The 22,218-nt window shown below is 32.9% G+C and carries 25 protein-coding genes; 16 read left to right on the top strand and 9 right to left on the bottom strand.

All coding sequences use genetic code 11. From position 1 onward, the window contains the following. Positions 1 to 11: 11 nt before the first annotated feature. Both rsgA and D3P13_RS08710 read right to left on the bottom strand, forming a co-directional pair. Positions 12 to 950, bottom strand: coding sequence for a ribosome small subunit-dependent GTPase A (gene rsgA, locus D3P13_RS08715; RefSeq protein ID WP_117881435.1), 939 nt, complete (start codon positions 948 to 950; stop codon positions 12 to 14). A 46-nt stretch (positions 951 to 996) separates the two neighbouring features. Continuing rightward, a complete protein-coding gene (locus D3P13_RS08710; RefSeq protein ID WP_117881433.1) occupies positions 997 to 3,021 on the bottom strand; it encodes a dipeptidyl-peptidase 3 family protein in 2,025 nt (674 codons plus the stop codon). Positions 3,022 to 3,183: 162 nt separating this feature from the next. Between D3P13_RS08710 and D3P13_RS08705 the strand changes: the two genes are divergently transcribed. Then, positions 3,184 to 4,224 carry an SRPBCC family protein gene (locus tag D3P13_RS08705; protein WP_117881431.1) on the top strand — a complete coding sequence of 347 codons (1,041 nt, stop codon included), beginning with the start codon at positions 3,184 to 3,186 and terminating at the stop codon, positions 4,222 to 4,224. Between the two features lie 158 nt (positions 4,225 to 4,382). On the opposite strand, the gene D3P13_RS08700 is transcribed toward D3P13_RS08705, so the two are convergent. Next, a complete protein-coding gene (locus D3P13_RS08700; RefSeq protein ID WP_117881429.1) occupies positions 4,383 to 4,946 on the bottom strand; it encodes a DNA-3-methyladenine glycosylase I in 564 nt (187 codons plus the stop codon). Positions 4,947 to 5,075: 129 nt separating this feature from the next. On the opposite strand from D3P13_RS08700, the gene D3P13_RS08695 reads away from it, so the two are divergent. From D3P13_RS08695 to D3P13_RS08640, 12 genes are all read left to right on the top strand, one after another. After that, on the top strand, positions 5,076 to 6,185 hold the full coding sequence (locus D3P13_RS08695; RefSeq protein ID WP_117881426.1) for an NAD(P)/FAD-dependent oxidoreductase: 1,110 nt from the start codon (positions 5,076 to 5,078) through the stop codon (positions 6,183 to 6,185). Positions 6,186 to 6,188: 3 nt separating this feature from the next. After that, on the top strand, positions 6,189 to 6,716 hold the full coding sequence (locus D3P13_RS08690) for a YceI family protein (RefSeq protein WP_117881424.1): 528 nt from the start codon (positions 6,189 to 6,191) through the stop codon (positions 6,714 to 6,716). A 1-nt stretch (position 6,717) separates the two neighbouring features. Further along, on the top strand, positions 6,718 to 7,845 hold the full coding sequence (locus tag D3P13_RS08685) for an NAD(P)/FAD-dependent oxidoreductase (RefSeq protein ID WP_117881422.1): 1,128 nt from the start codon (positions 6,718 to 6,720) through the stop codon (positions 7,843 to 7,845). Continuing rightward, a complete protein-coding gene (locus tag D3P13_RS08680) occupies positions 7,842 to 8,552 on the top strand; it encodes a methyltransferase domain-containing protein (protein ID WP_117881420.1) in 711 nt (236 codons plus the stop codon). The genes D3P13_RS08685 and D3P13_RS08680 overlap by 4 nt, the downstream gene beginning before the upstream one ends. Next, the gene (locus D3P13_RS08675) at positions 8,553 to 9,605 is read left to right on the top strand and encodes a type III polyketide synthase (RefSeq protein ID WP_117881417.1); all 1,053 of its coding nucleotides are present in this window, start codon (positions 8,553 to 8,555) and stop codon (positions 9,603 to 9,605) included. Next, complete coding sequence (locus tag D3P13_RS08670; protein WP_117881415.1) at positions 9,599 to 10,393, top strand: enoyl-ACP reductase FabI; 795 nt, start codon at positions 9,599 to 9,601, stop codon at positions 10,391 to 10,393. Before D3P13_RS08675 ends, D3P13_RS08670 begins: the two co-directional genes overlap by 7 nt. Positions 10,394 to 10,629: 236 nt before the next feature. After that, positions 10,630 to 11,139: a MepB family protein gene (locus D3P13_RS08665; RefSeq protein ID WP_117881413.1), complete on the top strand. Its 510-nt coding sequence runs from the start codon at positions 10,630 to 10,632 to the stop codon at positions 11,137 to 11,139. A 3-nt stretch (positions 11,140 to 11,142) separates the two neighbouring features. Then, positions 11,143 to 11,577 carry a 3-hydroxyacyl-ACP dehydratase FabZ family protein gene (locus D3P13_RS08660; RefSeq protein WP_117881411.1) on the top strand — a complete coding sequence of 145 codons (435 nt, stop codon included), beginning with the start codon at positions 11,143 to 11,145 and terminating at the stop codon, positions 11,575 to 11,577. Beyond that, positions 11,574 to 12,851, top strand: coding sequence for a beta-ketoacyl-[acyl-carrier-protein] synthase family protein (locus D3P13_RS08655; RefSeq protein WP_117881410.1), 1,278 nt, complete (start codon positions 11,574 to 11,576; stop codon positions 12,849 to 12,851). Before D3P13_RS08660 ends, D3P13_RS08655 begins: the two co-directional genes overlap by 4 nt. A gap of 10 nt (positions 12,852 to 12,861) precedes the next feature. After that, a complete protein-coding gene (locus D3P13_RS08650; RefSeq protein WP_117881408.1) occupies positions 12,862 to 13,116 on the top strand; it encodes an acyl carrier protein in 255 nt (84 codons plus the stop codon). Next, on the top strand, positions 13,113 to 13,724 hold the full coding sequence (locus D3P13_RS08645) for a 4'-phosphopantetheinyl transferase family protein (RefSeq protein WP_117881406.1): 612 nt from the start codon (positions 13,113 to 13,115) through the stop codon (positions 13,722 to 13,724). The genes D3P13_RS08650 and D3P13_RS08645 overlap by 4 nt, the downstream gene beginning before the upstream one ends. A gap of 2 nt (positions 13,725 to 13,726) precedes the next feature. Next, positions 13,727 to 14,170 (top strand): GreA/GreB family elongation factor, encoded by a 444-nt coding sequence (locus D3P13_RS08640; protein ID WP_117881404.1) that lies wholly within the window; start codon positions 13,727 to 13,729, stop codon positions 14,168 to 14,170. Between the two features lie 171 nt (positions 14,171 to 14,341). Here D3P13_RS08640 and D3P13_RS08635 read toward each other — a convergent pair whose 3' ends face one another. The 3 genes from D3P13_RS08635 to D3P13_RS08625 form a co-directional block, all read right to left on the bottom strand. Next, positions 14,342 to 15,307 (bottom strand): ABC transporter ATP-binding protein, encoded by a 966-nt coding sequence (locus D3P13_RS08635; RefSeq protein WP_117881402.1) that lies wholly within the window; start codon positions 15,305 to 15,307, stop codon positions 14,342 to 14,344. A 55-nt stretch (positions 15,308 to 15,362) separates the two neighbouring features. Further along, positions 15,363 to 17,522, bottom strand: a complete 2,160-nt coding sequence (locus tag D3P13_RS08630) for a prolyl oligopeptidase family serine peptidase (RefSeq protein WP_117881400.1) — start codon at positions 17,520 to 17,522, stop codon at positions 15,363 to 15,365. A 90-nt stretch (positions 17,523 to 17,612) separates the two neighbouring features. After that, positions 17,613 to 17,990, bottom strand: coding sequence for a DoxX family membrane protein (locus D3P13_RS08625; protein WP_117881398.1), 378 nt, complete (start codon positions 17,988 to 17,990; stop codon positions 17,613 to 17,615). 161 nt (positions 17,991 to 18,151) lie between these two features. Between D3P13_RS08625 and trxA the strand changes: the two genes are divergently transcribed. Together trxA and D3P13_RS08615 are read left to right on the top strand one after the other, a co-directional pair. Next, complete coding sequence (trxA, locus tag D3P13_RS08620; RefSeq protein WP_117882225.1) at positions 18,152 to 18,511, top strand: thioredoxin; 360 nt, start codon at positions 18,152 to 18,154, stop codon at positions 18,509 to 18,511. A 205-nt stretch (positions 18,512 to 18,716) separates the two neighbouring features. Further along, on the top strand, positions 18,717 to 19,691 hold the full coding sequence (locus D3P13_RS08615; protein ID WP_117881395.1) for a hypothetical protein: 975 nt from the start codon (positions 18,717 to 18,719) through the stop codon (positions 19,689 to 19,691). 99 nt (positions 19,692 to 19,790) lie between these two features. Here the strand turns inward: D3P13_RS08615 and D3P13_RS08610 are convergent, their stop codons facing one another. Next, complete coding sequence (locus tag D3P13_RS08610; protein ID WP_117881393.1) at positions 19,791 to 20,687, bottom strand: SMP-30/gluconolactonase/LRE family protein; 897 nt, start codon at positions 20,685 to 20,687, stop codon at positions 19,791 to 19,793. A 141-nt stretch (positions 20,688 to 20,828) separates the two neighbouring features. Further along, positions 20,829 to 21,254: a hypothetical protein gene (locus D3P13_RS21910; RefSeq protein ID WP_157972873.1), complete on the bottom strand. Its 426-nt coding sequence runs from the start codon at positions 21,252 to 21,254 to the stop codon at positions 20,829 to 20,831. 371 nt (positions 21,255 to 21,625) lie between these two features. Here D3P13_RS21910 and D3P13_RS08600 point away from each other — a divergent pair, with 371 nt between their 5' ends. Continuing rightward, entirely contained in the window at positions 21,626 to 22,018 is a 393-nt protein-coding gene (locus D3P13_RS08600; protein WP_117881389.1) for a hypothetical protein, read from the top strand. 19 nt (positions 22,019 to 22,037) lie between these two features. Here the strand turns inward: D3P13_RS08600 and D3P13_RS21905 are convergent, their stop codons facing one another. Continuing rightward, positions 22,038 to 22,193, bottom strand: a complete 156-nt coding sequence (locus D3P13_RS21905; protein WP_157972872.1) for a hypothetical protein — start codon at positions 22,191 to 22,193, stop codon at positions 22,038 to 22,040. Positions 22,194 to 22,218: the final 25 nt, after the last annotated feature.

Below are 22,218 nucleotides of genomic sequence, written 5' to 3'. Positions count from 1 at the left end.
CCAGCTAATTTTTAACTCCAGTCGTCAATCCGGTAATTTTCATTTTCGCCTTCTAATAATTGTAGATAGCTTACATATCTAGATTCGGAAATTTCAGCATTTTCAACGGCCTTTTTAATAGCACAATCAGGTTCGTTCAGGTGCAAACAATTGTTAAACTTACAATGTTGTTTTATGGCAAAAAATTCAGGAAAATAATCTCCAATTTCATGTTTTTCAAAGTCGACCACTCCAAAACCTTTAATTCCAGGGGTGTCAATAATATATCCGCCGAAAGGCAGTACAAACATTTCTGCAAATGTTGTAGTGTGTTGTCCTTGTTTATGCTGTGATGATATTTTAGCCGTTTTTAAATCTAACTCAGGAAAAACAGCATTGATTAAGGTTGATTTACCAACACCTGAATGTCCTGAAAACATACTCACTTTATCTTTCATAAATATTTTTAACTTATCAATATTTATTTTTTCAGTGGCAGATACATCTAGACATTCATAACCAATATCTCTATACGTTTTTTCAATGGCTTGTTTTTTAGCCAACAACTCTTTACTGTATAAATCAATTTTATTAAATAAAATTACCGCTGGTATTGAGTAGGCTTCAGCAGTAGCTAAAAAGCGATCTATAAATGAGGTAGATGTTGGTGGATTATCTATGGTTACTAATAAAAAAACCTGATCAATATTTGCAGCAATAATATGCGTTTGCTTTGATAGATTAACAGATTTTCTAATAATATAATTCTTTCGTTTATGAATTTTATTGATAATACCATTTTCATTATCAGCTTCCATATCGAAATCAACAACGTCTCCTACTGTAACGGGATTTGTACTTTTTATACCGCTTAAACGGAATTTTCCTTTAATCCGGCAATCAATAACTGTGTCATTATCAACCCTTACCGAATACCAACTCCCCGTTGATTTTGTTACAACACCTGTCATTTATAAAGCTTTAATCATAAAGTGATTTTTTTTGATCTTTATTCTGTTATTTTAAAAATTCATAAGATTTTGCATAGTCTAACATTTGTCCTGCAAAAGTTTCAGGCTGTGTAACTTTTACATCTGTAATTTCACCCTCTTTATCGGTTACAGGCACTAAAACAGGATTTACAAAGCCACTGTATGGAGCAGATTTAAACTGGCTATTACGTTCTAAAATTTCTTTATGAATATCTTGGTCAACTTTTACACCATAATTTTCTACTAAGTTTTTAGCAGCCTCATAATCACCTTCAGAAGTAATACGTTGCGTTTCTCTTAACAATTTACCAAAAATTTCTCTTAACTTGGCGTAATCATTAATGTTATAGTATGTCTTACCATCTCTTTCTATTTTTTCAATAACGTTGTCCTTTTTTCCTTGCTCATACGCCCAAGCCGAAACCCATTGTCTGTTTCTCATATGTGCTTCTTCAACATCATCACCTAAATTAAGTCTTATCAATTGGGTTAGCAATCCGTTTCTGATATAGCCATCATAAGCCGATTTACCTATGTTTTCCCAGTTATCAACAAGACCTATTTCCTGTATTTTTGAATTGTATAAATAATAAAGCCCCACTAAGTCTGCACGGCCTTCTTCAATGGTAGATTTATATGATTTCAAGGTTTCTTTTGGAGTACCGACTCCTTTATTGATTTGTCCAGAAGCATGTCCAACAACCTCGTGCAATGCAGTATGTAATTTATCTGCTTGCTTACCATATTCTTCTTCTAATTTAATTTCTTCTTCATCGTAAGCAAATTCTTTAAGTCTGTCAGTACCACCAGCACTGTTATAAGCCGCAATAATATTTCCTAAAGAAACTGATTTACTACCATGCTCTTGTCTAATCCAATTGTTATTTGGTAAGTTAACACCTATTGGCGTACTCGGTGAAGCGTCACCAGCTTCTGCGGCAACATTCACTGTTTTATATGAAACACCAACAACATTTTTCTTTTTATGTTGATCCATTAATGGAGAATTATCCTCAAACCATTGAGCGTTTCCAGATAATACTGACATTTTTTTAGACATTTCAAAATCCTTCAATTGTACGATACTTTCGTAAGAACCTTTATAGCCTTTAGGGTCGTTATATACTTCTATAAACCCATTAATCCAATCAATGTTACCTTCGGTAGATGTTACCCAAGCAATAGCATATTCATCCCAAGAATGGATATCACCTGTTTTGTAAAATTCAATTAAAAGTCCCAATGCTTTAGCCTGATTTTCGTTTTCGGCAACCTCTTGAGCTTTTGCTAACCATTTAATAATTTCATCAATAGCTGAACCGTACAATCCACCTGATTTATAAACCTGTTCAACTAATTTTCCATTTTCTTTTACCAATCTTGTGTTCAACCCTTTTTCTATAGGTTTTGCTTCATCAACTTTAATGGCACCATAATAATTTTCTACATCTTGTGTAGTTACATCAGGTCCGTAAAAATTAACGGCAGATTCTAAAACGATATCAGCATCCTTAGATAGGTTGACTTTTTTAGAATCTTTATCATTAAATAATACATCGATTATTTCAGCATCAAGTGTTGTGTTTGTATCTTTTAACAATCCTTCAAGATAGGTTTTTGAAAAACTAGGCTTCATTTTCATTGTTGAATAATGATGATGAATACCATTAGCAAACCAGACACGCTTTAAATAAACTTCAAAGTTTTTCCAATCTTCGTTAGATTTATCTCCTTTGTATGACGTGTAAATATTTTCTAAAGCATTTCTGATTGGTAAGTTGTAGCGATAGTTTTGATCCCACATAATATCACGACCCGCCAATCCAGCTTGACTTAAATAATACACCAGTTTCTTCTCTTTCAATGTCAGGGCTTCAAAACCAGGTATTTCGTATCTTAAAATCTTAATGTCAGCAAACTGTTCAACTTCAGTTTTAAATTCTTTCTCTTCGGTTACCCCAACATCTTCGCTCTTGTTTTGGTCTTTTTTATCACATGACCAGAAAAAAGCGGTAAGCAAAAGTATGTTTAAAAGATATTTGATTTTCATATCAGCTATAGTTTTATATATTTATACAAAAATAGGCAAAATAGCTATAAAACCTTACATTTGTATAGAACCAGATTGGACTGTTTTGCATTTATTTTAAAAAGACCTATTTTTAAAGAAAGTAAACCGTTTAAATCAGTCATTAACTCCAAATAGTAAAGAATGAAAGCTCTAAAGTATGTATTTTTATTGTTACTTTTAGTAGTAGTAGCAGGATCCATTTATATAGCCACACTTGAAAATAGTTATAGTGTAGAGCGAACCAAAGTAATTGATGCACCCGTTGAAGTGGTTTTTAATGTGGTGAATGAATACAAAACATGGTCTAGCTGGTCACCTTGGTTAGGAAAAGACCCAGAAGCAAAATTAACTTATGGAGATAAAACGAGTGGTGTAGGAGCTTCTTATGCATGGAAGGGCGACGTTACTGGAGAAGGTAGTATGGAAACCTTGTCTGTGCAACAAGATAGTATTAGCCAGAAAATTACTTTTATTACGCCGTGGGAGTCTACATCAAATGTGTATTGGAAATTTAGAAAAGTTGATAAAGGAACCTCAGTTACTTGGAGTATGAAAGGTGATTTAGATTTTATGTCAAAGGCTTACATGGCATTTAGCGGTGGAATGGATGAGCAAATTGGACCAGATTATGAGCTAGGATTGGTTAAATTGGATAGTATTGTTAATGCTGTGATGCAAAAATATAGCGTAACCATTAACGGGGTAACTACACATGGTGGAGGATATTATTTATATCAAACAACCTCTTGTAAAACAGAAGAAGTGTTACGTACTATGGAACGAATGTTACCAAAAATTGCCACCTACGCAAAAAACAAAAATATTACGCTGACTGGCCCACCATTTATATTGTATCATAAATACGATAGAGAAAATAATGCAGTAATCATGTCAGTGGCTATTCCTGTTATGGAAAAGGTGATTACTGATAAGGATAGCGATATTTTAACGGGAATGCTTAAGCCATTTACGGCAATAAAAACAACACTAAAAGGGGATTATAAAAACTTAAAAGAAGCTTGGGAAGCTACGGAAAAACATATAACTACTAATAATTTAGAGAAGTTAGAAGTGTTACCTGCAATGGAAGTTTATATTAATAGTACCGCAGGTATACCAAACCCAGCAGATTTAAGAACGGAAATATTTGTACCTATTAAGGAAGTGCCTGAGGTTGAATAAAGACTTAAGTTGTATGAATTAGTATAGGTTTTTTAACCTGTGACTTAACTGAGATTGATGTGAAAGTCTAAAATATATACGATTGCAAACTCAATACTATTACTAATAGAGAATCGTTTAATTCTCTATTCTCTATTCTCTATTCTCTATTCTCTAAACTATACTTCACTATATCTAAAACAATCTGCAACATGATCGTTTACCATACCCGTGGCTTGCATGTTTGCATAAATAACAGTACTACCTACAAATTTGAATCCGCGTTTTTTTAAATCTTTAGATAGTTTATCTGATAAATCAGTTGTTGCAGGAACATCAGACATACTTTTGTGTTTGTTTTTTATGGGTTTCCCTTTGGTAAATTCCCAAATATAATCTGAAAAAGAACCAAATTCTTTCTGAATTTCCATATATGCTTTTGCATTAGAAATGGTGGCTCTTATTTTTAATTTGTTTCTAATAATTCCAGCATCTTGAAGTAAAGACTCGTATTTGTCTTCACCATATTTTGCTATTTTTTTATAATCAAAATTGTCAAATGCTTCTCTGAAATTTTCTCGCTTTTTGAGTATAGTTATCCAACTTAATCCCGCTTGAAAAGTTTCCAATACTAAGAATTCGAATAATTTAGCGTCGTCATAAACAGGTACGCCCCATTCCTCATCATGGTAAGCCATATACAAAGGGTCATTTCCACACCAAGCACATCTATTTTTATCCATTTGATCTAAAATTTTCACTAAAATAGAAATTTTAATTGGTAATGCTCCGTTGGTTCCTCCCCTTTTTTCAAGGAGAGGTGCCGAAGGTGGAGGGGTTTAGAATTCTAATAATTACCTTATCTTTAAAAAATGAACTTAAGTTATTGGGAAATAAAATCATGGTTTACAAATGTAGACTTTACCATTGTAGGTAGTGGTATTGTCGGATTAAGCACGGCCTTGTTTTTAAATGAAAAATATCCAAAAGCAACTATTCTTATTTTGGAAAGGGGAATGTTACCCCATGGGGCAAGTACGAAAAATGCGGGCTTTGCTTGTTTTGGTAGCTTATCTGAAATTATCGACGATTTAAAGTCGCATTCAGAGCAAGAAGTTTATGATTTGGTTCAAAAGCGTTGGGATGGGTTACTGTTATTAAGAAAAATAGTAGGAGATAAATTCATCGATTATCAGCAATTAGGTGGATATGAATTATTTAATGATGCTACTGTATTTAATGAGTGTTATGATAAAAAAGAAGCTGTAAATAAACTCTTACATGGTGTTTTTAAAAAAGAAGTATTTTCCTTTGATGATGATGCGTTTCATTTTTTAAAAGTAAATAAAAAACTCGCTTTTAACCCATTTGAAGGGCAAATTGATACCGGTAAAATGATGTCAGAACTACTTCGGAAAGTTCAAATGAAGGGAGTAAAAATACTGAACAGTTGTAGTGTTATAAATTACACGGAACAGTTGAACGGTGTTACTGTAAAAACGAGTATTGGTGAATTTTCGACTAAAAAGTTGTTGATAGCAACGAACGGCTTCGCAAAGCAATTGCTAAAAATTGAAGTGGAGCCTGCAAGAGCACAAGTGTTAATTACCAAACCGATTAAAGATTTATCTATTAGAGGTACTTTTCACTTAGATAAGGGCTATTTTTACTTTAGAAACATTAATAATAGAGTTTTACTTGGAGGAGGAAGAAACTTAGACTTTAAAACTGAAGAAACCACCACGTTTGGACAAACTGAATTGATACAGAATAAGCTGGAAGAAATTTTATCGACTATTATTTTACCGAATAAAAAGTTTGAAATTGATTTCAGATGGAGTGGTGTTATGGGGGTTGGTAATCAAAAAAAAGCGATAGTTAAGCCAATTAGTAACCATGTAACATGCGGTGTTCGACTAGGCGGTATGGGTATTGCTATCGGTTTTTTAGTAGGTAAGGAATTAGCATCACTAATGGAATAAATTATGAAACTTAAATTAATTATTGTTTTTTGTTTGTCAGTGTTTAGTGTATCATCACAGGAACTCACTCAAAATTCAGCATCAGTAGATTTTAAGATTAAAAATATGGGGTTTAATGTTGATGGAAAATTTAAAGATGTTGCTGTTTCGGCTAATTTTAATTCAAATAATCTAGAAAGAAGCTTTATAAAAGGGACTATTCAGGTGAGTTCGATTGATACTGATAATAATAAAAGAGACAAGCATTTAAGAACCGCAGATTATTTTGAAGAGGAAACCTTTAGTACTATTAAATTGACTTCCACTATAATTGTAAAAAAAGCAGCAAACCAATACCAATTAACAGCCAAATTAAAAATTAAGAAAACCACAAAAACGATTGAAATTCCATTAGAAGTAATTGAAAATGGTAGCTCAATAGTTATGAAATCTAGCTTTTCAATTAACAGATTAGATTATGGAGTAGGTGAAAGTAGTTGGGTACTATCAGATACCGTTAAAATTCAAGTAAACTTTAAAGGTAACAAATAATATGAATCAAAAAAAAGATGTAATCATTGTAGGCGGCGGATTAGCAGGTCTTGTAAGTGCCATACATCTTTCAAAGCAGGGAGTTCATGTAACTGTCATTGAAAAAAATGAGTATCCTAAACATAAAGTCTGTGGTGAGTACATATCTAATGAGGTCTTGCCTTATTTAAGTTTTTTGGAAGTTAATCCACATGAGTACGGAGCTAAGAAAATTACAAAGTTTGCAATTAGCACCGTAGATAGTAAATTAATAGAAACTACATTACCGTTAGGTGGCTTCGGAATTAGTAGATATACCTTAGATCAGTTGTTGGCAGAAAAAGCTATTGAAAATGGTGTAAAAATTATTAAAGATTCCGTTGTTGATATTACTTTTCAAAATGATGAATTCTCTGTTTTTACTAAAATGCAACAAAATTATATTTCTAAGGTTGTTATTGGGGCCTATGGAAAGCGCTCGGCTATTGATGTGCAATTAAAAAGAGATTTTATAAAAAATGATTCTCCTTATTTGGCGGTTAAAACACATGTAAAGTTTGATTTTCCAAATGATTTGGTAGCCCTTCACAATTTTAAAGGAGGGTATTGTGGTGTATCGAAAGTAGAAAATAACCACATTAATTTGTGTTATATTACCAATTATAAGGCATTTAAAAAGTATAAAAACATTGATGATTTTCAACAAAAAGTACTTTATAAAAATACCTACTTAAAAGAAATGTTCGAAAATTCTATTCCCGTTTTTGAAAAACCATTAACGATAAGTCAAGTTTCATTTTCATCAAAAAATCCAGTAGATAACCATATCATTATGTGTGGAGATACCGCTGGCATGATTCACCCATTGTGTGGAAATGGAATGAGTATGGCTATTCATGGAGCGAAGATTGCATCTGAATTGATCATTGATTTTTTTGGTAATAAAATATCTAGACAAGAACTAGAAAAAAATTATGATAAAAAATGGAATAATGAATTTAAGTCACGATTAAAAACGGGACATTTCATTGCTAAATTATTCAGGATGCAAGCATTTTCTGAATTGATGTTATATGGTCTGCAAAGCTTTCCAAGTTTATTACCTAAAATTATACAACAAACCCATGGTAAACCCCTTAAAGTAGAATGAGCTTTTTTATAAATACTAAATACAGAACTGATGCCATAGAAATTATGGATGATTTTTCCATTGATGGTGCTATACTTGAAAATACCTTAGATCAGTTAGCCAATATCAACAAATGGTTGGGGGGAAATAGCGTTACGTTAAGTGGTTTAAAAACAGTACTTAAAAAGTATCCAAAACACAAACCACTAACTATAATTGATTTAGGTTGTGGTAATGGTGATATGTTACGAATTGTTGCACAATATCTTAAAAAGAATCATTTTAATTTTAAACTCATTGGGGTCGATGCCAATGCATGTGCAATTGAGTATGCTCAAAAATTATCTGTAGATTATCCTGAAATTATGTATCTTCAACAAGATATTTTTTCTGAAGAATTCAAGTTGTTAACATATGATTTAGTATTGGCAACGTTGTTTTTGCATCATTTTAAAAAAGAGCAATTGATAACATTGCTTTCAGAGCTGCTAAAAACGGCAAAATTAGGAATTCTTGTAAATGATTTACACCGTCATAAAATGGCCTATTATTTATTTAAAGGATTGGGTTTGTTTATAAAAAACCATATGGTGAAACAAGATGGGCTCACATCTGTTTTACGAGGGTTTAAAAGAAAAGAGTTGGAGAAAATGTCTAATGAATTGAATGTTAAAAGTGAAATTAATTGGAAATGGGCTTTTCGTTTTCAATGGATAATTCAAAAATAAATGAGTGTAAAAATAACAGCAGTTGCAAAACAACTACCACAATATACGAGAACTACCAAGGAGATTTTACCATATATAAAAACTTGGTTAACGGGTCAAGAGGAACGCTTTCAACGAAAAGTAATAAAGTTGTTTGAAAATGCAGGCGTAGATAAACGCTATTCCATTATGGATGCTCATGAAGTTTTTTTAAATTCATCGTTTGAAGAAAAGAATGATATTTATAGTAGAGAGTCTATCAAATTAGCAGAATCTGCATTGCAAAAATCATTGGATAAAGCGAAATTAAATGCTGAGGATATAGATTTTATAATTACTGTCAGTTGTACGGGCATAATGATTCCTTCTTTAGATGCATATTTAATTAATCGTTTAAAAATGCGTCAAGATATTGTTCGGTTACCAGTAACAGAAATGGGATGTGCCGCAGGAGTTTCAGGTATTATTTATGCGAAGAACTTTTTAAAAGCCAATCCAAATAAGCGAGCAGCAGTTATCGCAGTTGAATCGCCAACGGCTACTTTTCAGCTAGACGATTATTCTATGGTTAATATTGTGAGTGCTGCTATTTTTGGAGACGGAGCAGCTTCTGTTATCTTATCTTCTTATGAAAATGAAGAAGGTCCAGAAATTTTAGATGATGCCATGTATCATTTTTATGACGCCGAAAAAATGATGGGTTTTAAATTGCGGAATTCAGGTCTGCAAATGATTTTAGACAAGTCTGTTCCGGAAACAATTGCCAATCATTTTCCGGCTATTGTACATCCGTTTTTAGAAAGAAATAAATTAAAAATAGAAGATGTAGATCATCTTATTTTTCACCCTGGAGGAAAAAAAATAGTACAAACCGTTGAAGAATTATTTGGCACATTAGGTAAAAACATAGATGATACAAAAGATGTATTGAAACAATATGGAAATATGTCTAGTGCAACCGTTTTATATGTATTAGAACGATTTATGGATAAGAAATTACCAAAAGGCGATATTGGATTAATGTTGAGTTTTGGTCCAGGTTTTTCAGCACAAAGAGTTTTATTAAAATGGTAAAAGAATTTCAACATAACGAATGGGCATTGATTTTAGGAGGTTCTAGTGGCCTGGGCTTAGCAACTGCTAAAAAACTAGCAAAACATGGACTTAATATTGTAATTGTTCATAGAAATAGACGTTCAGAAATGCCTCAAATTGAAAAGGAATTTTCAATAATACAACAAGAGGGTGTAGCGTTGCTTGATTTTAATGAAGATGCTTTTAAGCTAGCCTCAAGAACCGAGATTATCGATAAGATTATTACTAAATTTGGTGATACAGGAAAAGTAAAAGTGATGGTGCACAGTGTTGCCAAAGGGAACCTAAAACCGATGGTTGCTTATGATAAACCTACCTTAAAAAATGACGATTTTCACTTGACCTTAGATGCGATGGCATTTAGTTTATTTGATTGGACAAAAGCTCTATTTGATGTTGATTTATTTGCCGAAGACAGTAGAATAATAAGTTTTACAAGTGAAGGAAATTCGAAACCATGGCCAAATTATGCGGCGGTTTCTGCAGCGAAAACGGCTCTAGAAGCTATAACCAGAAATATAGCATTAGAATTCGCTCCATTTGGGATTAAAGCAAATTGTATACAAGCCGGAGTTACAGATACGGCATCATTAAGAGCAATTCCAGGAAGTGAAAAGATAAAAGAACATACGTTATTACGAAGCCCATTTAAGCGTTTAACAACACCAGAAGATGTGGCCAATGTAGTATACTTATTATGCAAAGACGAAGCAAAGTGGATTAACGGTTGTATAATACCCGTAGATGGTGGTGAGCGTTTAAGTTGATGGAGTATTTAAAGGAAAGAACTCTTCGAAGGAGGTGGATGTGTACTATGGATAGCTCTAAGTTTTTGAAAATTATTATATTATAATTGTAGAAACGTAATAATCCCCCTCCTTTTTTCAAGGAGGGGTGCCCAATTTCATAGGTTGTGGTTCGTTAATCAGATTTTGGGCGGGGTGGTTGTTTTTAAAATTTTTCTGATTTATTTTATAATATAAAGAAGTAATAAGTTGAGTTCATGATTAAAAATATAATAACCCAACTTTCTTTAATTCAGGAATTAATTCCAGAGAAATTCGAATTTACCAATCCCGAATTTGAAGAAGAAAGTAAGGAATATTGGGCATGCCGATTTAAGATTAATAACGAAATAGTACTATATAGAAAGGCGAAAATTACACCAACTAAAATAGGGCAATTTGTTACCATATGGAAAAGAGAAGTAAAGGGGCCAATAGCTCCCTTTCATGCTGATGATGATTTTGATTTGGTGATTATTTTTACGGTAAAAGAAAATGAAATAGGACAGTTTGTTTTTCCGAAGTCAGTACTTGTTTCAAAAGGAATAGTGTCTACTAATGTTAAAGAAGGTAAGCGAGGTTTTAGGGTTTACCCACCTTGGGATGCAGCTATAAACAAACAAGCCATACGAACACAAAAATGGCAACTAAATTATTTTTTAAAAATAACAGATAATTCTATAAACAAGGCGAAAGCTCAAGAGCTATTTATGCTAAATGAAAACTAATCTATGACTTCAGAAGAAATTATATTGAACTTGCCATACCAGCATCCTTTTTTGTTTGTTGATGAGCTTGTTACGGTTTCTGATAATGGAATTGAAGGGAATTACACCTTTAAAAACGATGAATATTTCTATAAAGGTCATTTTAAAGACAACCCCATAACACCGGGAGTTATTTTAACGGAAACCATGGCTCAGATTGGTGTCGTTTGTTTAGGGATTCACTTGATGGGTAACGATATTTCTGTAGACAATAAACCTAAAATAGCGTTAACTTCTCAGGCTGTTGATTTTTATCTTCCAGTGTATCCTAATGATAAAGTTACCGTGATTTCAGAGAAAGAATATTTTAGATTTAATAAATTGAAATGTAAAGTCAAAATGTTAAATGCTTCTAATGAATTGGTTTGTAGAGGCTCTATTTCAGGTATGATAAAATGAAAAAACGCGTTGTTATAACTGGTCTTGGTGTTGTTGCTCCTAATGGGGTAGGTATTGCTGATTTTACGAATGCCATAAAAAATGGCGTATCAGGAATTAAATTTCATCAAAAATTATCAGCGTTGAATTTTTCTTGTTGTATTGGTGGAATACCTACTATTTCGGAAGAAAAAAAAGCTGAATATTTTACCGATTTACAATTACGGAATTTTAATAGTTCTGGTATTTTATATGGATGCATAGCAGGAATTGATGCTTGGAAAGATGCCGGATTGTCAATGGACGATGAAAATGTGGATTTTAATAGTGGAACCATTTTCGGAACAGGCACTTCGGGAGTAGAAAAATTTAGAGAAGCCATTTACAAACTAGATGATAAACAGGTACGGCGTTTAGGCAGTACAGTGGTTGCTCAAACAATGGCGAGCGGTGTTAGTGCGTATCTTGGTGGTATGTTAGGGTTAGGTAATCAAGTGAGTACTAATTCTTCAGCATGTTCAACAGGTACAGAAGCTATTTTGATGGGTTTTGAGCGAATTAAAAATGGAAAAGCGAAACGTATGTTAGTGGGCAGTTGTAGTGATCATGGTCCATACCTTTGGGGTGGCTTTGATGCTATGCGTGTTATGACTTATAAGCATAATGAAAGTCCAACACAAGGTTCTCGACCTATGAGTGCATCAGCTTCAGGTTTTGTGCCAGGAAGTGGGGCAGGAGCTTTGCTATTAGAATCGTTGGAAAGTGCTTTGGAAAGGAATGCTACGATATATGGTGAAGTTTTAGGAGGTGCTATTAATTCTGGTGGACAACGTAATGGAGGTACAATGACGGCACCAAACGCAGAGGCAGTCCAGCGTTGTATTATAGATGCAATTGCTGATGCGAATGTAAATACGAATGATATTGACTTAATTAACGGACATTTAACCGCAACCATTAAAGATCCAGATGAAATTGAAAATTGGGTTATGGCATTAAAAAGAGAGGGGAATAGTTTTCCTTTTATCCAATCCACTAAATCGATGATTGGCCATTGTTTAGCAGCAGCCGGAGCTATAGAAAGTGTGGCGTCTATAATTCAATTGAAAGAAGGTTTTATTGCCCCAACGATCAATTGTGATGATGTGCATCCAGAAGTTTTAAAATTAATTAATACCGATAAAATTATAAAGCAACATATTCAAAAAGAATTAAATTTGATAGCGAAAGCCAGTTTCGGATTTGGAGATGTAAATGCTTGTGTCCTTTTTAAGAAATTTGAGACTAATAATTAACAATAACAAAATGGATAAAAACGAACTTATAGAATCTTTAAAAAAAATTGTAAAGCCTTATATTCAAGATGAAGCTGCTTTTGAAAATTTAAATGAGGATACCGATTTTATAAATGATTTAAAAATTAATTCTGCTAATTTAGTAGATGTTATTTTAGATGTAGAGGATGAGTTTGACATAGAAATTGACAATGAAGCCATGGAAAAAATGCTATCGGTAAAATCAGCAATGGCTATTATAGAAACGAAATTGGCTGAAAAATGATTGGTAATGATGTGGTGGATTTAAATTTGGCAAAAACCCAAAGCAACTGGAAACGGAAAGGCTTTTTAGAGAAGGTGTTTACGCCAAAAGAACAGTTAATTATTAACAATACAGCGGATTCTTTTACTACAGTTTGGTTACTGTGGAGTATGAAAGAAAGTGCTTATAAAATCTATAGTCGGCAATATAATACACGTTTTTTTGCACCTAAGAAATTTGAATGTGAGCTAAATACTATTCAGAATACCGTTAGTATTAATGAAATTACCTATTATACATCATCAACAATATCAAGAAAAAATATTCATACGTTGGCGACATTAAATAAGGATGAGTCAATTACAACCGATTTTTTTAGACTTAAAAATGATACCTATGACATTCAGCACAATACAACTTATAAAAATCTAAAATTAGCTGTTGCAAAACAATTTAAAGTTCCAGTAACTAAAGTAAAAATAGAAAAAGATAACAATGGAATTCCATTCATCAAGTATCGAAAAGGCAACTTAAACCTTTCAGCTTCAATTAAGCCAGGTTATGTTGAAAGAACATCAATTTCAATATCACATCATGGGTTATATGGTGCTTATGCTTTTGTAAATTAAATATGATCAAAAAACAATTATTTGAGGCTTGTCAAGCCTATGTATTAAAACGTGAAAACACGGTCAAAGAAATCATTTCGTCGAATCAAAAAGCACTGCATTCTGAAACCAAAAGTAGTGCCGGTGATAAGCATGAAACAGGTAGAGCTATGTTGCAGTTAGAAATGGAAAAGGCGGGACAACAACTCGTAGTTATCGACGAAATGAAAATGATTTTGGATAGAGTTTTGATAAACGATACATCAGAGATTATCAAACTAGGTAGTTTGGTGCTTAGCAATAAACACAATTATTTTTTGGCAATAAGTGCTGGTGAATTTAAAATAGAGAACAAGGCGTATTATGCTGTTTCGGTGGCTTCACCAATTGGAAAACTATTATTGGGTAAAAAAGAAGGTGATGCTTTTGAGCTTAATGGTAATGTGGTAATTGAAAAGGTAGTTTAATTAGTCATGGATTAAGCTCCTCCCCTTAATTCAAAGGGAGGTGTCCCGTTAGGATTTTTATATCTTGCAATGGTGTTTTTGGACGGAGGGGTTTACCACCTCGTCTTTATGTTTTGCTATTGCACACATAAATCCACTCCTCCTTTAAAAGGAGGAGAATTCAAAAAAATACTATAGTCGTTTATTGATAATACTTTCCTGAATTTCTAAATAAACATCTTCATTTTTATCTAGCTTAGTATCATGTTCAAAATAAATAATCCGCTCATTAAATTCCGCTTCAATTAAAAAATGATTTCCCTTAAAATAAGATTTTTTTACGACCGCTTTTAATTTTGAATTTTCTGTAAGTTTAAGTTCGTGTGTGTAAACTAAAACGATGTCATTTGTATTTGAATCTGTAAGTTCTGAAAGTTTAAACTCATTGAATTCAGCAAAAAAGGATGCTGTTAACTTGTTTTTCGGATTCTTAAATAATCGCTGAGGTGTATCCATCTCCACTTTTTTACCTTCATGTATGACCATCATCGTATCTGCATATGGTAGAACATCTTCTTGGTCGTGAGTTGCTACGATGGCAGTGATGTTATTTTCTTTTAAATGTGCAAACAGATTTCTTCGTAAACTACGTTTTCTGAAATTATCAATATGACTAAAAGGTTCGTCGAGTAACAATATTTCTGGTTGATTGGCCAATGCTTTTGCTAATGCCACACGTTGTTTTTGCCCGCCACTTAAAAATCGAACCTTGGTTTTGGCAAAGTCTTCTAATTCTACAACCTTAATCAGTTCATCGGTACGTCGTTTTTTTTCTTTCAAGTAAAAATTAGAAAGGAATTCGCCAATGTTTTTTTCAACAGTAGTAGCCGGCATTAGGTCAAATTCTTGTGTTAGAAATTTCATATAATCAGGTCCCGTAATTAAATTGAATTTGGGACCTAGAATTTCTTTATCCTTCCAAAAAAGTTGTCCTTTTTCTAAATCATATGCTCCATAAAGTAGTTTAAGTAAGGTGCTTTTTCCTGAACCACTTTCTCCAACAACGGCCAATACGTCACCTTGATTAACAGTAAAGCTAATGTTTTCTAAAACGGTTGTTTTATGGTACCCAAAAGAGATATTTTTTACTTGAAGCATTGTTAATTATTTGTCAGGTCTAGCATCTCGACTCCGCTCGAGGTGACAACTAGAATTAATCTTTAAAATCGGTTTTTAATTCTGTAATGCCCATATTGTAAAGCGTAAACCCAAAAATATCAGCGTATTGCTCAATTGTTTTTGCAACGGGCGTTCCTGCTCCGTGACCCGCATTGGTTTCAATTCGAATTAATGTTGGGTTATTACCTGATTGCTTTTCTTGTAATTCAGCTGCAAATTTAAAACTATGTGCAGGTACAACTCTATCATCATGGTCGCCAGTGGTTACCATTGTTGCAGGGTACTGAACACCTTCTTTTACATTATGTACTGGTGAATATCCTTTTAAATATTCAAACATTTCTTTACTTTGGTCAGCAGTTCCGTAATCATAGGCCCATCCTGCACCCGCAGTAAAGGTATGATAACGTAACATGTCTAATACGCCAACAGCAGGCAAGGCTACTTTCATTAAATCTGGTCGTTGAGTCATTGTAGCCCCAACTAGAAGTCCGCCATTAGAACCACCTCGGATAGCCAAATAGTCTGAAGATGTATATTTTTGAGCAATTAAATATTCTGCGGCAGCGATAAAATCGTCAAATACATTTTGCTTTTTTTGTTGTGTTCCGGCATCGTGCCACGCTTTTCCATATTCTCCACCACCACGTAAATTAGGTACAGCGTAAACACCACCTTGTTCTAGCCAAACCGCATTGGCAATACTAAAACTTGGGGTAAGGCTGATGTTGAATCCACCATAGCCATAAAGGATAGTTGGGTTTTTACCATCTAATTTCAATCCTTTTTTGTGCGTAATAATCATCGGTACTTTTGTTCCATCTTTCGAGGTGTAAAACACTTGTTTAGATTCGAAATTACTACTGTCGTAACCAATAATTTCAGGTTTTTTATAAACTTCATAAGCACCACTTTTAGGATTTAATTTATAAATAGTACTAGGAGTAATGTAATTGGTAAACGAAAAATACAATTCTTTAGCATCTTTTTTACCACCAAAACCACCTGCTGAACCTACGCCTGGTAATTTTACTTCACGAATTAATTTACCATCCATATCGTACTGCAATACCTTAGAAACAGCATCAACCATATAGTTGGCGTAAAAATATCCAGAACCAGTACTAGGACTTAAAACATTCTCAGTTTCAGGAATAAAATCTTTCCAATTTTCAGGAGAAGGGTTTGCTGCATCAACCGTTACAATTTTTTGATTTGGGGCATTTCTATTCGTTACAATATATAATTTGCTACCAACGTTTTCAACAACATAAGTGTCACTATTGTAATTGTCTACAATAGTTTTAAGTGTATTTGTTTTGTCTTGTCGGTCTTTTATAAAAAGTTTGTTTCCAGAGGTAGAAGTGGAAGCTGAAATAATTAAATATCTGTCATCTTCAGTCACGCTACCGCCAACATATCTATTTTTTTCTGCTGCTGTACCACCAAAAATAAGAGCGTCCTCTTTTTGAGAAGTCCCTAATTTGTGATAAAACAGTTTATGTTGATCTGTTTTTGCAGACAATTCACTTCCTTTAGGTTTGTCATAACTTGAATAATAAAAACCTTCATTTCCTTTCCAAGAAACACCACTAAATTTTACGTCAATTAACGTGTCCTCTTTTATATCTTTGGTAATGGCATCTATTAAAATTACTTTACGCCAGTCAGAGCCTCCTTCTGAAATTGAATAGGCGGCTAGTTTTCCATTTTTAGAAAAAGACAATCCTGCCAAAGAAGTGGTACCATCTTCAGAAAAGGTATTCGGGTCTAAAAAGACTTCAGGTTCTGAATCATCTTTTTGGCGATACACCACATATTGGTTTTGTAATCCGTCATTTTTATAAAAATAGGTATAATCACCTTCTTTAAATGGTGAGCCTACTTTTTCGTAATTCCATAATTTTTCCAATCGTTTTTTAAGTTCTTCGCGATAAGGAATTTTATCTAAATAATCAAAAGTTACTTTGTTTTGAGCTTCAACCCATTGTCCAGTTTCATCAGACATATCATCTTCTAACCATCGGAAAGGGTCTTTAACATCTGTACCAAAATAATTGGTTACTGTATCTACTTTTTTAGTTTCTGGATATATTGATGAAGTTTGAATGTTAGATTTGGTTTCAGCGTTTTGATAAGTTTTACAAGACATTATTAGTAGGGCAATTAAGATAAGAAATGGATATTTTTTCATTAATGAAAATTTTTATTTGAGTCTAACAAAAATACATAAAAAAAAAGCATATCCTAAGAGATATGCTGATAACCATTAATTGTAATTTAACTAATTAAATAATGTTTTGAATTTATCCCAATTAGCATAAATGAGGATGGCATTTATTACAAATACAGCTAAGGCAGGGGCAATACTACCAGGTTCAAGAACGAGGTGAAATAAAACCATATTTACAGCAACAGGAGCTAATAAAATCAATGCAAAAGGCACCCATTTTTTTAAGAGTAGTAAAAGACCAACAATAACTTCAACACCACCAATAAGAGGAAACATATAGCCGCTTTTACCTAGGGCTCCCATAAAACTCATGGCTCCTTCAGACATTTCTGTTGGTGCTGGCATAAAGGGATAAAATTTATTAGCACCGAAAATGACAAGAATTAATCCTAATAGTATTCTTAATACTAATGTTACTTTTGAATTCATAATAAAATATTTTAGTAGGTTAGCTGGGTTAGACGATAAAACTTAAAAATACTAACAAGTGTAACTTAAGTTGCAGTTTTTTAATCTAAAATATGTCAATTTGTCTTATTAAAATAACGGAATAGTTATTGCGTTTAACAGATAGAACTAAAAGAAAAAATATGACAGAATTACTAACGAAAGAGACTTTTCTAGAAAAAGTTTTTAATTTCGAAAAAAACAAAGAATGGACATTTGAAGGTGATGTACCTTGTATAATAGATTTTTATGCTGATTGGTGTGGACCTTGTAAAGCGATTGCTCCGGTTTTGGAGGCATTGAGTGAAGAATACGGAGGTAAAATAAATATTTATAAGGTAGATACTGAAAAAGAACAAGAACTTTCGGCTGCTTTTGCTATCAGAAGTATTCCATCGATGCTGTTTTGCCCAGCAGAAGGCCAACCGCAAATGGCACAAGGGGCTTTACCTAAAGAACAATTAGAAAAAATTATTGAAGACGTCTTAAAGGTGACGAAGTAGTATTGATTGCTCAATTATTGATACAGAAAAAATAAAAACCTGCTTATTTAAAATTTAAGCGGGTTTTTTGTTTAAAACAGTACTGAAATAAGAGCGTGTTTTAGCTATTCTTTATAAGTATAATATCTGTGTGTATTGAGCAAAGTAAATAATGGTTTATAACTATATTTGCAAAATAAAATCAATCTTAATTTTTTGAATATCTATGTCTCAAACACTTTTTAACCCTTTTAAAGATTTAATTTTTGACGAACATTTTTGCTTCCTTTCTGGAGACTTGACAAATGAAAATATTACCGTTTTTCCAGAATGGCTGATGGATCATTTTAAATTTGGAGATGAAAGAATTGAGATGATGGATAAAAGTAAGGCGTATACCTATGCAGATCTTAAATTACCATGTTCAGCGGAAGTGGAAAAAGCTTTTGAAGAGCTGGATGTAAAAGTTCAGACTGCATTTAAAAAAGGTTTTGAAGGAATGGAGGAACTCGATCAAGAGTTGCTTTTTCAATGGACAGGTAGAATGGTCTATGGTCTGTTATACTACGAAATGGTGTATGAAAGAGACAGACTGCTAAAGAAAGGTGAAGAGTTTAAACTTTCTCAGACGCTCAGAAAACGCTTTGGTTATTTCCATTTAATGCTACAATCTTTAATAGAACCAATTTCTTTTATTGGGAAAAAACCATGGAGTATTGCTGTATTTCCACTTAAATATTCTTCTGATATTTTTAGCTATCGAGACGATGCTATTAATTTAATGTTTTCCTTTGGAGTCAATGGTTTCGGTTTTGTCGCATGTTTACAAGATAACGGAGTAATTGGTGAGAAACAAAAAGAGTTACTTGATAAAATTGAAGGTCACGTTTTACATCCTGTTCAGTTTGAAGAGTTGTATGCGAGGTTTCATTATTCAGATTATATTTTACAGTACAAACCTGAATACAGCATTGAAAGCCAAGGTGATGGAATTACTATAGAAGTTAAAACCGCTGATAAGCCCCCAGTTTTCGGACTTTGGGATGAAGATATATTTGCCCAATTACTTTCCAATTATTGGCAGGTTTACGGGATTGAAAAAGAGGATATTCTTCAATTTCAAAAACCACCACTTAGTTTTCTTGAAAATCCTTATACCAAAGATTTTATTGATCCAGAATCTATTAAGTTACCCTTTTAATAGCTTAATGGCCAAGTAAATTGGTGAATGTTTAGGTAGGCTTTAATTTGAAACATGTTTTGTTAATAGTAGTGCTGCAACGTTTTGTTGGCATTGTTACTAATCGACACCTTTTACTTTCATTTTTAGTGTGTATACGGAAGTCCGTGCGGTAATAAAAAGTAGGTTTCTTTTCTTTCCGCCAAAACAGAGATTACTCGGTTTTTCTGGAGTTTCAATTTCTTTTATAAGTTCACCTTTTGAATTATATACCCATATTTTTCCTGAAGTTAAATATACGTTTCCCTTATTGTCAATGGTCATTCCATCACTACCATGAGGTGCGAAAAAAGTTTTATTGCTTAAATTACCATCCGGTTCAATAGTGTATTTCCATATTTTGTTGTCTTCAATATCCGCAACGTAGATTATTTTACCATCAGGTGTGCCTATAATTCCATTGGGCTTTTTAAAGTCATTAATAACTCTAGATATTTTTCCATTTGAATTTAAATAATAGACACCATGTGTATCTTGAAGCTCACTATGATTTTTATTCCACCATTCTCTGTGATAATAGGGATCAGTGAAATAGATGCCACCATTAGGGGCAATCCATAGATCATTGGGAGCGTTTAGGTGTTTGCCTTCATAATTTTCATGAATTACATGAAGTTTTTTGTTTTCGTCAAAATAGACCAATTGATTGTTTTCATCGGCACATGAAACCAATCGTTGGTTTGCATTAAAGTACATTCCGTTTGATCTTTTTGTACCATCTAAATATAGTGAAATACCTTTTTTTTCATCCCAAATATGAATTTTATCATTGGGCTGATCTGTAAAATAAACTTGTCCTTTTGAATTTACAGCTGGACCTTCTGTAAATTTAAATCCGGTACCAGCCAATTTTATTCTTTCATTTTTGGCTATTATATTGTCGTCGTTATTTGATTTAGAAAATGAGAATAATAGCATGCAAAGCAAGCCTATTTTAATGATCGGAATTTTTTTCATAACTATATTTATAATCATTAGAAATTAGGTGTTAAACAGCTTGTTATTTTCATTAAGTACATTGCCAAAGACAATAGTGAATTGAATTATCCGTGTAATAGTTTTTTCGATAATTAATAATCTTAAGGATTGGTTTTATACTCAACTGGCATGAAAGTCAGTCAATGTTATTAAAATTAATAGAAGAGTGATAACCCCTATAACTGTTGAAAATATTCCGGCCTTTCTTGATTTCGTCCAACCTGAAAGTGAAATTAAAGTTGTCAAAGCGAACAAACCTAGCATAAAGCATATCATTCCAATAATTCTTGGCAATAAGAAGTCACCCGAAGTAACATTCTTTAGGTATCCTCCTGGTGTTGTAATCATTGAAATTTTAGTCATTGCAAAAACACTAACGAGAAAGCATGCAGCCGATACTGTTGCCGTTCTTAACAGTCTATTACTTATTTTATCAGATTTATCGGAAACGATAAGGTTGGCAACTATTGCAATGGAAAATCCACTTAGTAAAGCACTAATTAAAATGAGCTGATTTGCCAAGCTGTTCCAGTATTCTAGAGTCATTTCCATGCTATTTAATTGTCTTTTATTTAGAGTTGTTGATTGATTTTTTTAAAATTACCACAATGAAAACGCTGAAAACGCTGTGCGTGATTGATACAAAAATATACTAAATTTTGCACTAAGTCAACCCTCATAGTTTGAGATTACAATTTTATCTTAAAACAAATGTATAAGAGTTTTGGTTGTGTTAGATTCGTTTCATCTACCTACTTTAGCACATATGTGTTCTGAGATTTTTTTGGTGCCCGTTTGCTGTTGATTATTACTTATTATCCGGATACTTGAGTAATGGCGATAGATTCTAATATATGAATTGAATAATTAGTATTACTTTTGAAAAAACGAAATATTTCTTAATAAATCTTTAAATTATGCCCTACCAAGATGTGTTTGTTCTTTTCTGGGAACAGGTCAAAGAAAGTGTCCATGAAGGCCGTTTTGCTAAGTTAACTATGGCAAAAACCATTGGTAAACCTAATTTGAGAAATATATTTTTAAGACCAATTTATGCTGAAGATGGTTTTAAGGTCTTACTAAAATTACGCTATAGATCTAGAGATACCGAAGATAATGAAGATGAGCTTACATTAGATCAAGCCCATGAAGTTGTGAAATCGCATATCAGAAAATCTTTTTTGTCTGTGCTATTGTTTACTACAACAAAGGATGTTACTTTTAAAGTTAATAAAAAGGGTGTGGGCAGTATTAGTGAAGCTTTGCCTACATTTAGAGAAGTTACACAAGCTAAAAGTGATGAAGAATAACCCAAAGGTTAATATTGGTTTATTCAGTTTTGTCTAATATCTTTTTGATGTAATTGGTAATATTATAAAAGGTATCTACCCAATAATCTTGCTCGTGGGCTTTAGGATAAATTAATAATTCTTGTAATGATTCTGTGGATACGTTTAAATAACCACCTCCAACACTATGAAACATAAATGTGGCTATGGTGCCATTATCT

This window comes from Aureibaculum luteum (assembly GCF_003449015.1).
GTDB lineage: Bacteria > Bacteroidota > Bacteroidia > Flavobacteriales > Flavobacteriaceae > Aureibaculum > Aureibaculum luteum.
This window is presented reverse-complemented; position numbering and strand designations above follow the sequence as displayed.

What these genes read in the sequence shown, in the direction of transcription:
- rsgA (WP_117881435.1), bottom strand. Translation starts at nt 950, where the DNA reads ATGACAGGTGTTGTAACAAAATCAACGGGGAGTTGGTATTCGGTAAGG.
- D3P13_RS08710 (WP_117881433.1), bottom strand. Translation starts at nt 3,021, where the DNA reads ATGAAAATCAAATATCTTTTAAACATACTTTTGCTTACCGCTTTTTTC.
- D3P13_RS08705 (WP_117881431.1), top strand. Translation starts at nt 3,184, where the DNA reads ATGAAAGCTCTAAAGTATGTATTTTTATTGTTACTTTTAGTAGTAGTA.
- D3P13_RS08700 (WP_117881429.1), bottom strand. Translation starts at nt 4,946, where the DNA reads ATGGATAAAAATAGATGTGCTTGGTGTGGAAATGACCCTTTGTATATG.
- D3P13_RS08695 (WP_117881426.1), top strand. Translation starts at nt 5,076, where the DNA reads ATGAACTTAAGTTATTGGGAAATAAAATCATGGTTTACAAATGTAGAC.
- D3P13_RS08690 (WP_117881424.1), top strand. Translation starts at nt 6,189, where the DNA reads ATGAAACTTAAATTAATTATTGTTTTTTGTTTGTCAGTGTTTAGTGTA.
- D3P13_RS08685 (WP_117881422.1), top strand. Translation starts at nt 6,718, where the DNA reads ATGAATCAAAAAAAAGATGTAATCATTGTAGGCGGCGGATTAGCAGGT.
- D3P13_RS08680 (WP_117881420.1), top strand. Translation starts at nt 7,842, where the DNA reads ATGAGCTTTTTTATAAATACTAAATACAGAACTGATGCCATAGAAATT.
- D3P13_RS08675 (WP_117881417.1), top strand. Translation starts at nt 8,553, where the DNA reads ATGAGTGTAAAAATAACAGCAGTTGCAAAACAACTACCACAATATACG.
- D3P13_RS08670 (WP_117881415.1), top strand. Translation starts at nt 9,599, where the DNA reads ATGGTAAAAGAATTTCAACATAACGAATGGGCATTGATTTTAGGAGGT.
- D3P13_RS08665 (WP_117881413.1), top strand. Translation starts at nt 10,630, where the DNA reads ATGATTAAAAATATAATAACCCAACTTTCTTTAATTCAGGAATTAATT.
- D3P13_RS08660 (WP_117881411.1), top strand. Translation starts at nt 11,143, where the DNA reads ATGACTTCAGAAGAAATTATATTGAACTTGCCATACCAGCATCCTTTT.
- D3P13_RS08655 (WP_117881410.1), top strand. Translation starts at nt 11,574, where the DNA reads ATGAAAAAACGCGTTGTTATAACTGGTCTTGGTGTTGTTGCTCCTAAT.
- D3P13_RS08650 (WP_117881408.1), top strand. Translation starts at nt 12,862, where the DNA reads ATGGATAAAAACGAACTTATAGAATCTTTAAAAAAAATTGTAAAGCCT.
- D3P13_RS08645 (WP_117881406.1), top strand. Translation starts at nt 13,113, where the DNA reads ATGATTGGTAATGATGTGGTGGATTTAAATTTGGCAAAAACCCAAAGC.
- D3P13_RS08640 (WP_117881404.1), top strand. Translation starts at nt 13,727, where the DNA reads ATGATCAAAAAACAATTATTTGAGGCTTGTCAAGCCTATGTATTAAAA.
- D3P13_RS08635 (WP_117881402.1), bottom strand. Translation starts at nt 15,307, where the DNA reads ATGCTTCAAGTAAAAAATATCTCTTTTGGGTACCATAAAACAACCGTT.
- D3P13_RS08630 (WP_117881400.1), bottom strand. Translation starts at nt 17,522, where the DNA reads ATGAAAAAATATCCATTTCTTATCTTAATTGCCCTACTAATAATGTCT.
- D3P13_RS08625 (WP_117881398.1), bottom strand. Translation starts at nt 17,990, where the DNA reads ATGAATTCAAAAGTAACATTAGTATTAAGAATACTATTAGGATTAATT.
- trxA (WP_117882225.1), top strand. Translation starts at nt 18,152, where the DNA reads ATGACAGAATTACTAACGAAAGAGACTTTTCTAGAAAAAGTTTTTAAT.
- D3P13_RS08615 (WP_117881395.1), top strand. Translation starts at nt 18,717, where the DNA reads ATGTCTCAAACACTTTTTAACCCTTTTAAAGATTTAATTTTTGACGAA.
- D3P13_RS08610 (WP_117881393.1), bottom strand. Translation starts at nt 20,687, where the DNA reads ATGAAAAAAATTCCGATCATTAAAATAGGCTTGCTTTGCATGCTATTA.
- D3P13_RS21910 (WP_157972873.1), bottom strand. Translation starts at nt 21,254, where the DNA reads ATGACTCTAGAATACTGGAACAGCTTGGCAAATCAGCTCATTTTAATT.
- D3P13_RS08600 (WP_117881389.1), top strand. Translation starts at nt 21,626, where the DNA reads ATGCCCTACCAAGATGTGTTTGTTCTTTTCTGGGAACAGGTCAAAGAA.
- D3P13_RS21905 (WP_157972872.1), bottom strand. Translation starts at nt 22,193, where the DNA reads ATGTTTCATAGTGTTGGAGGTGGTTATTTAAACGTATCCACAGAATCA.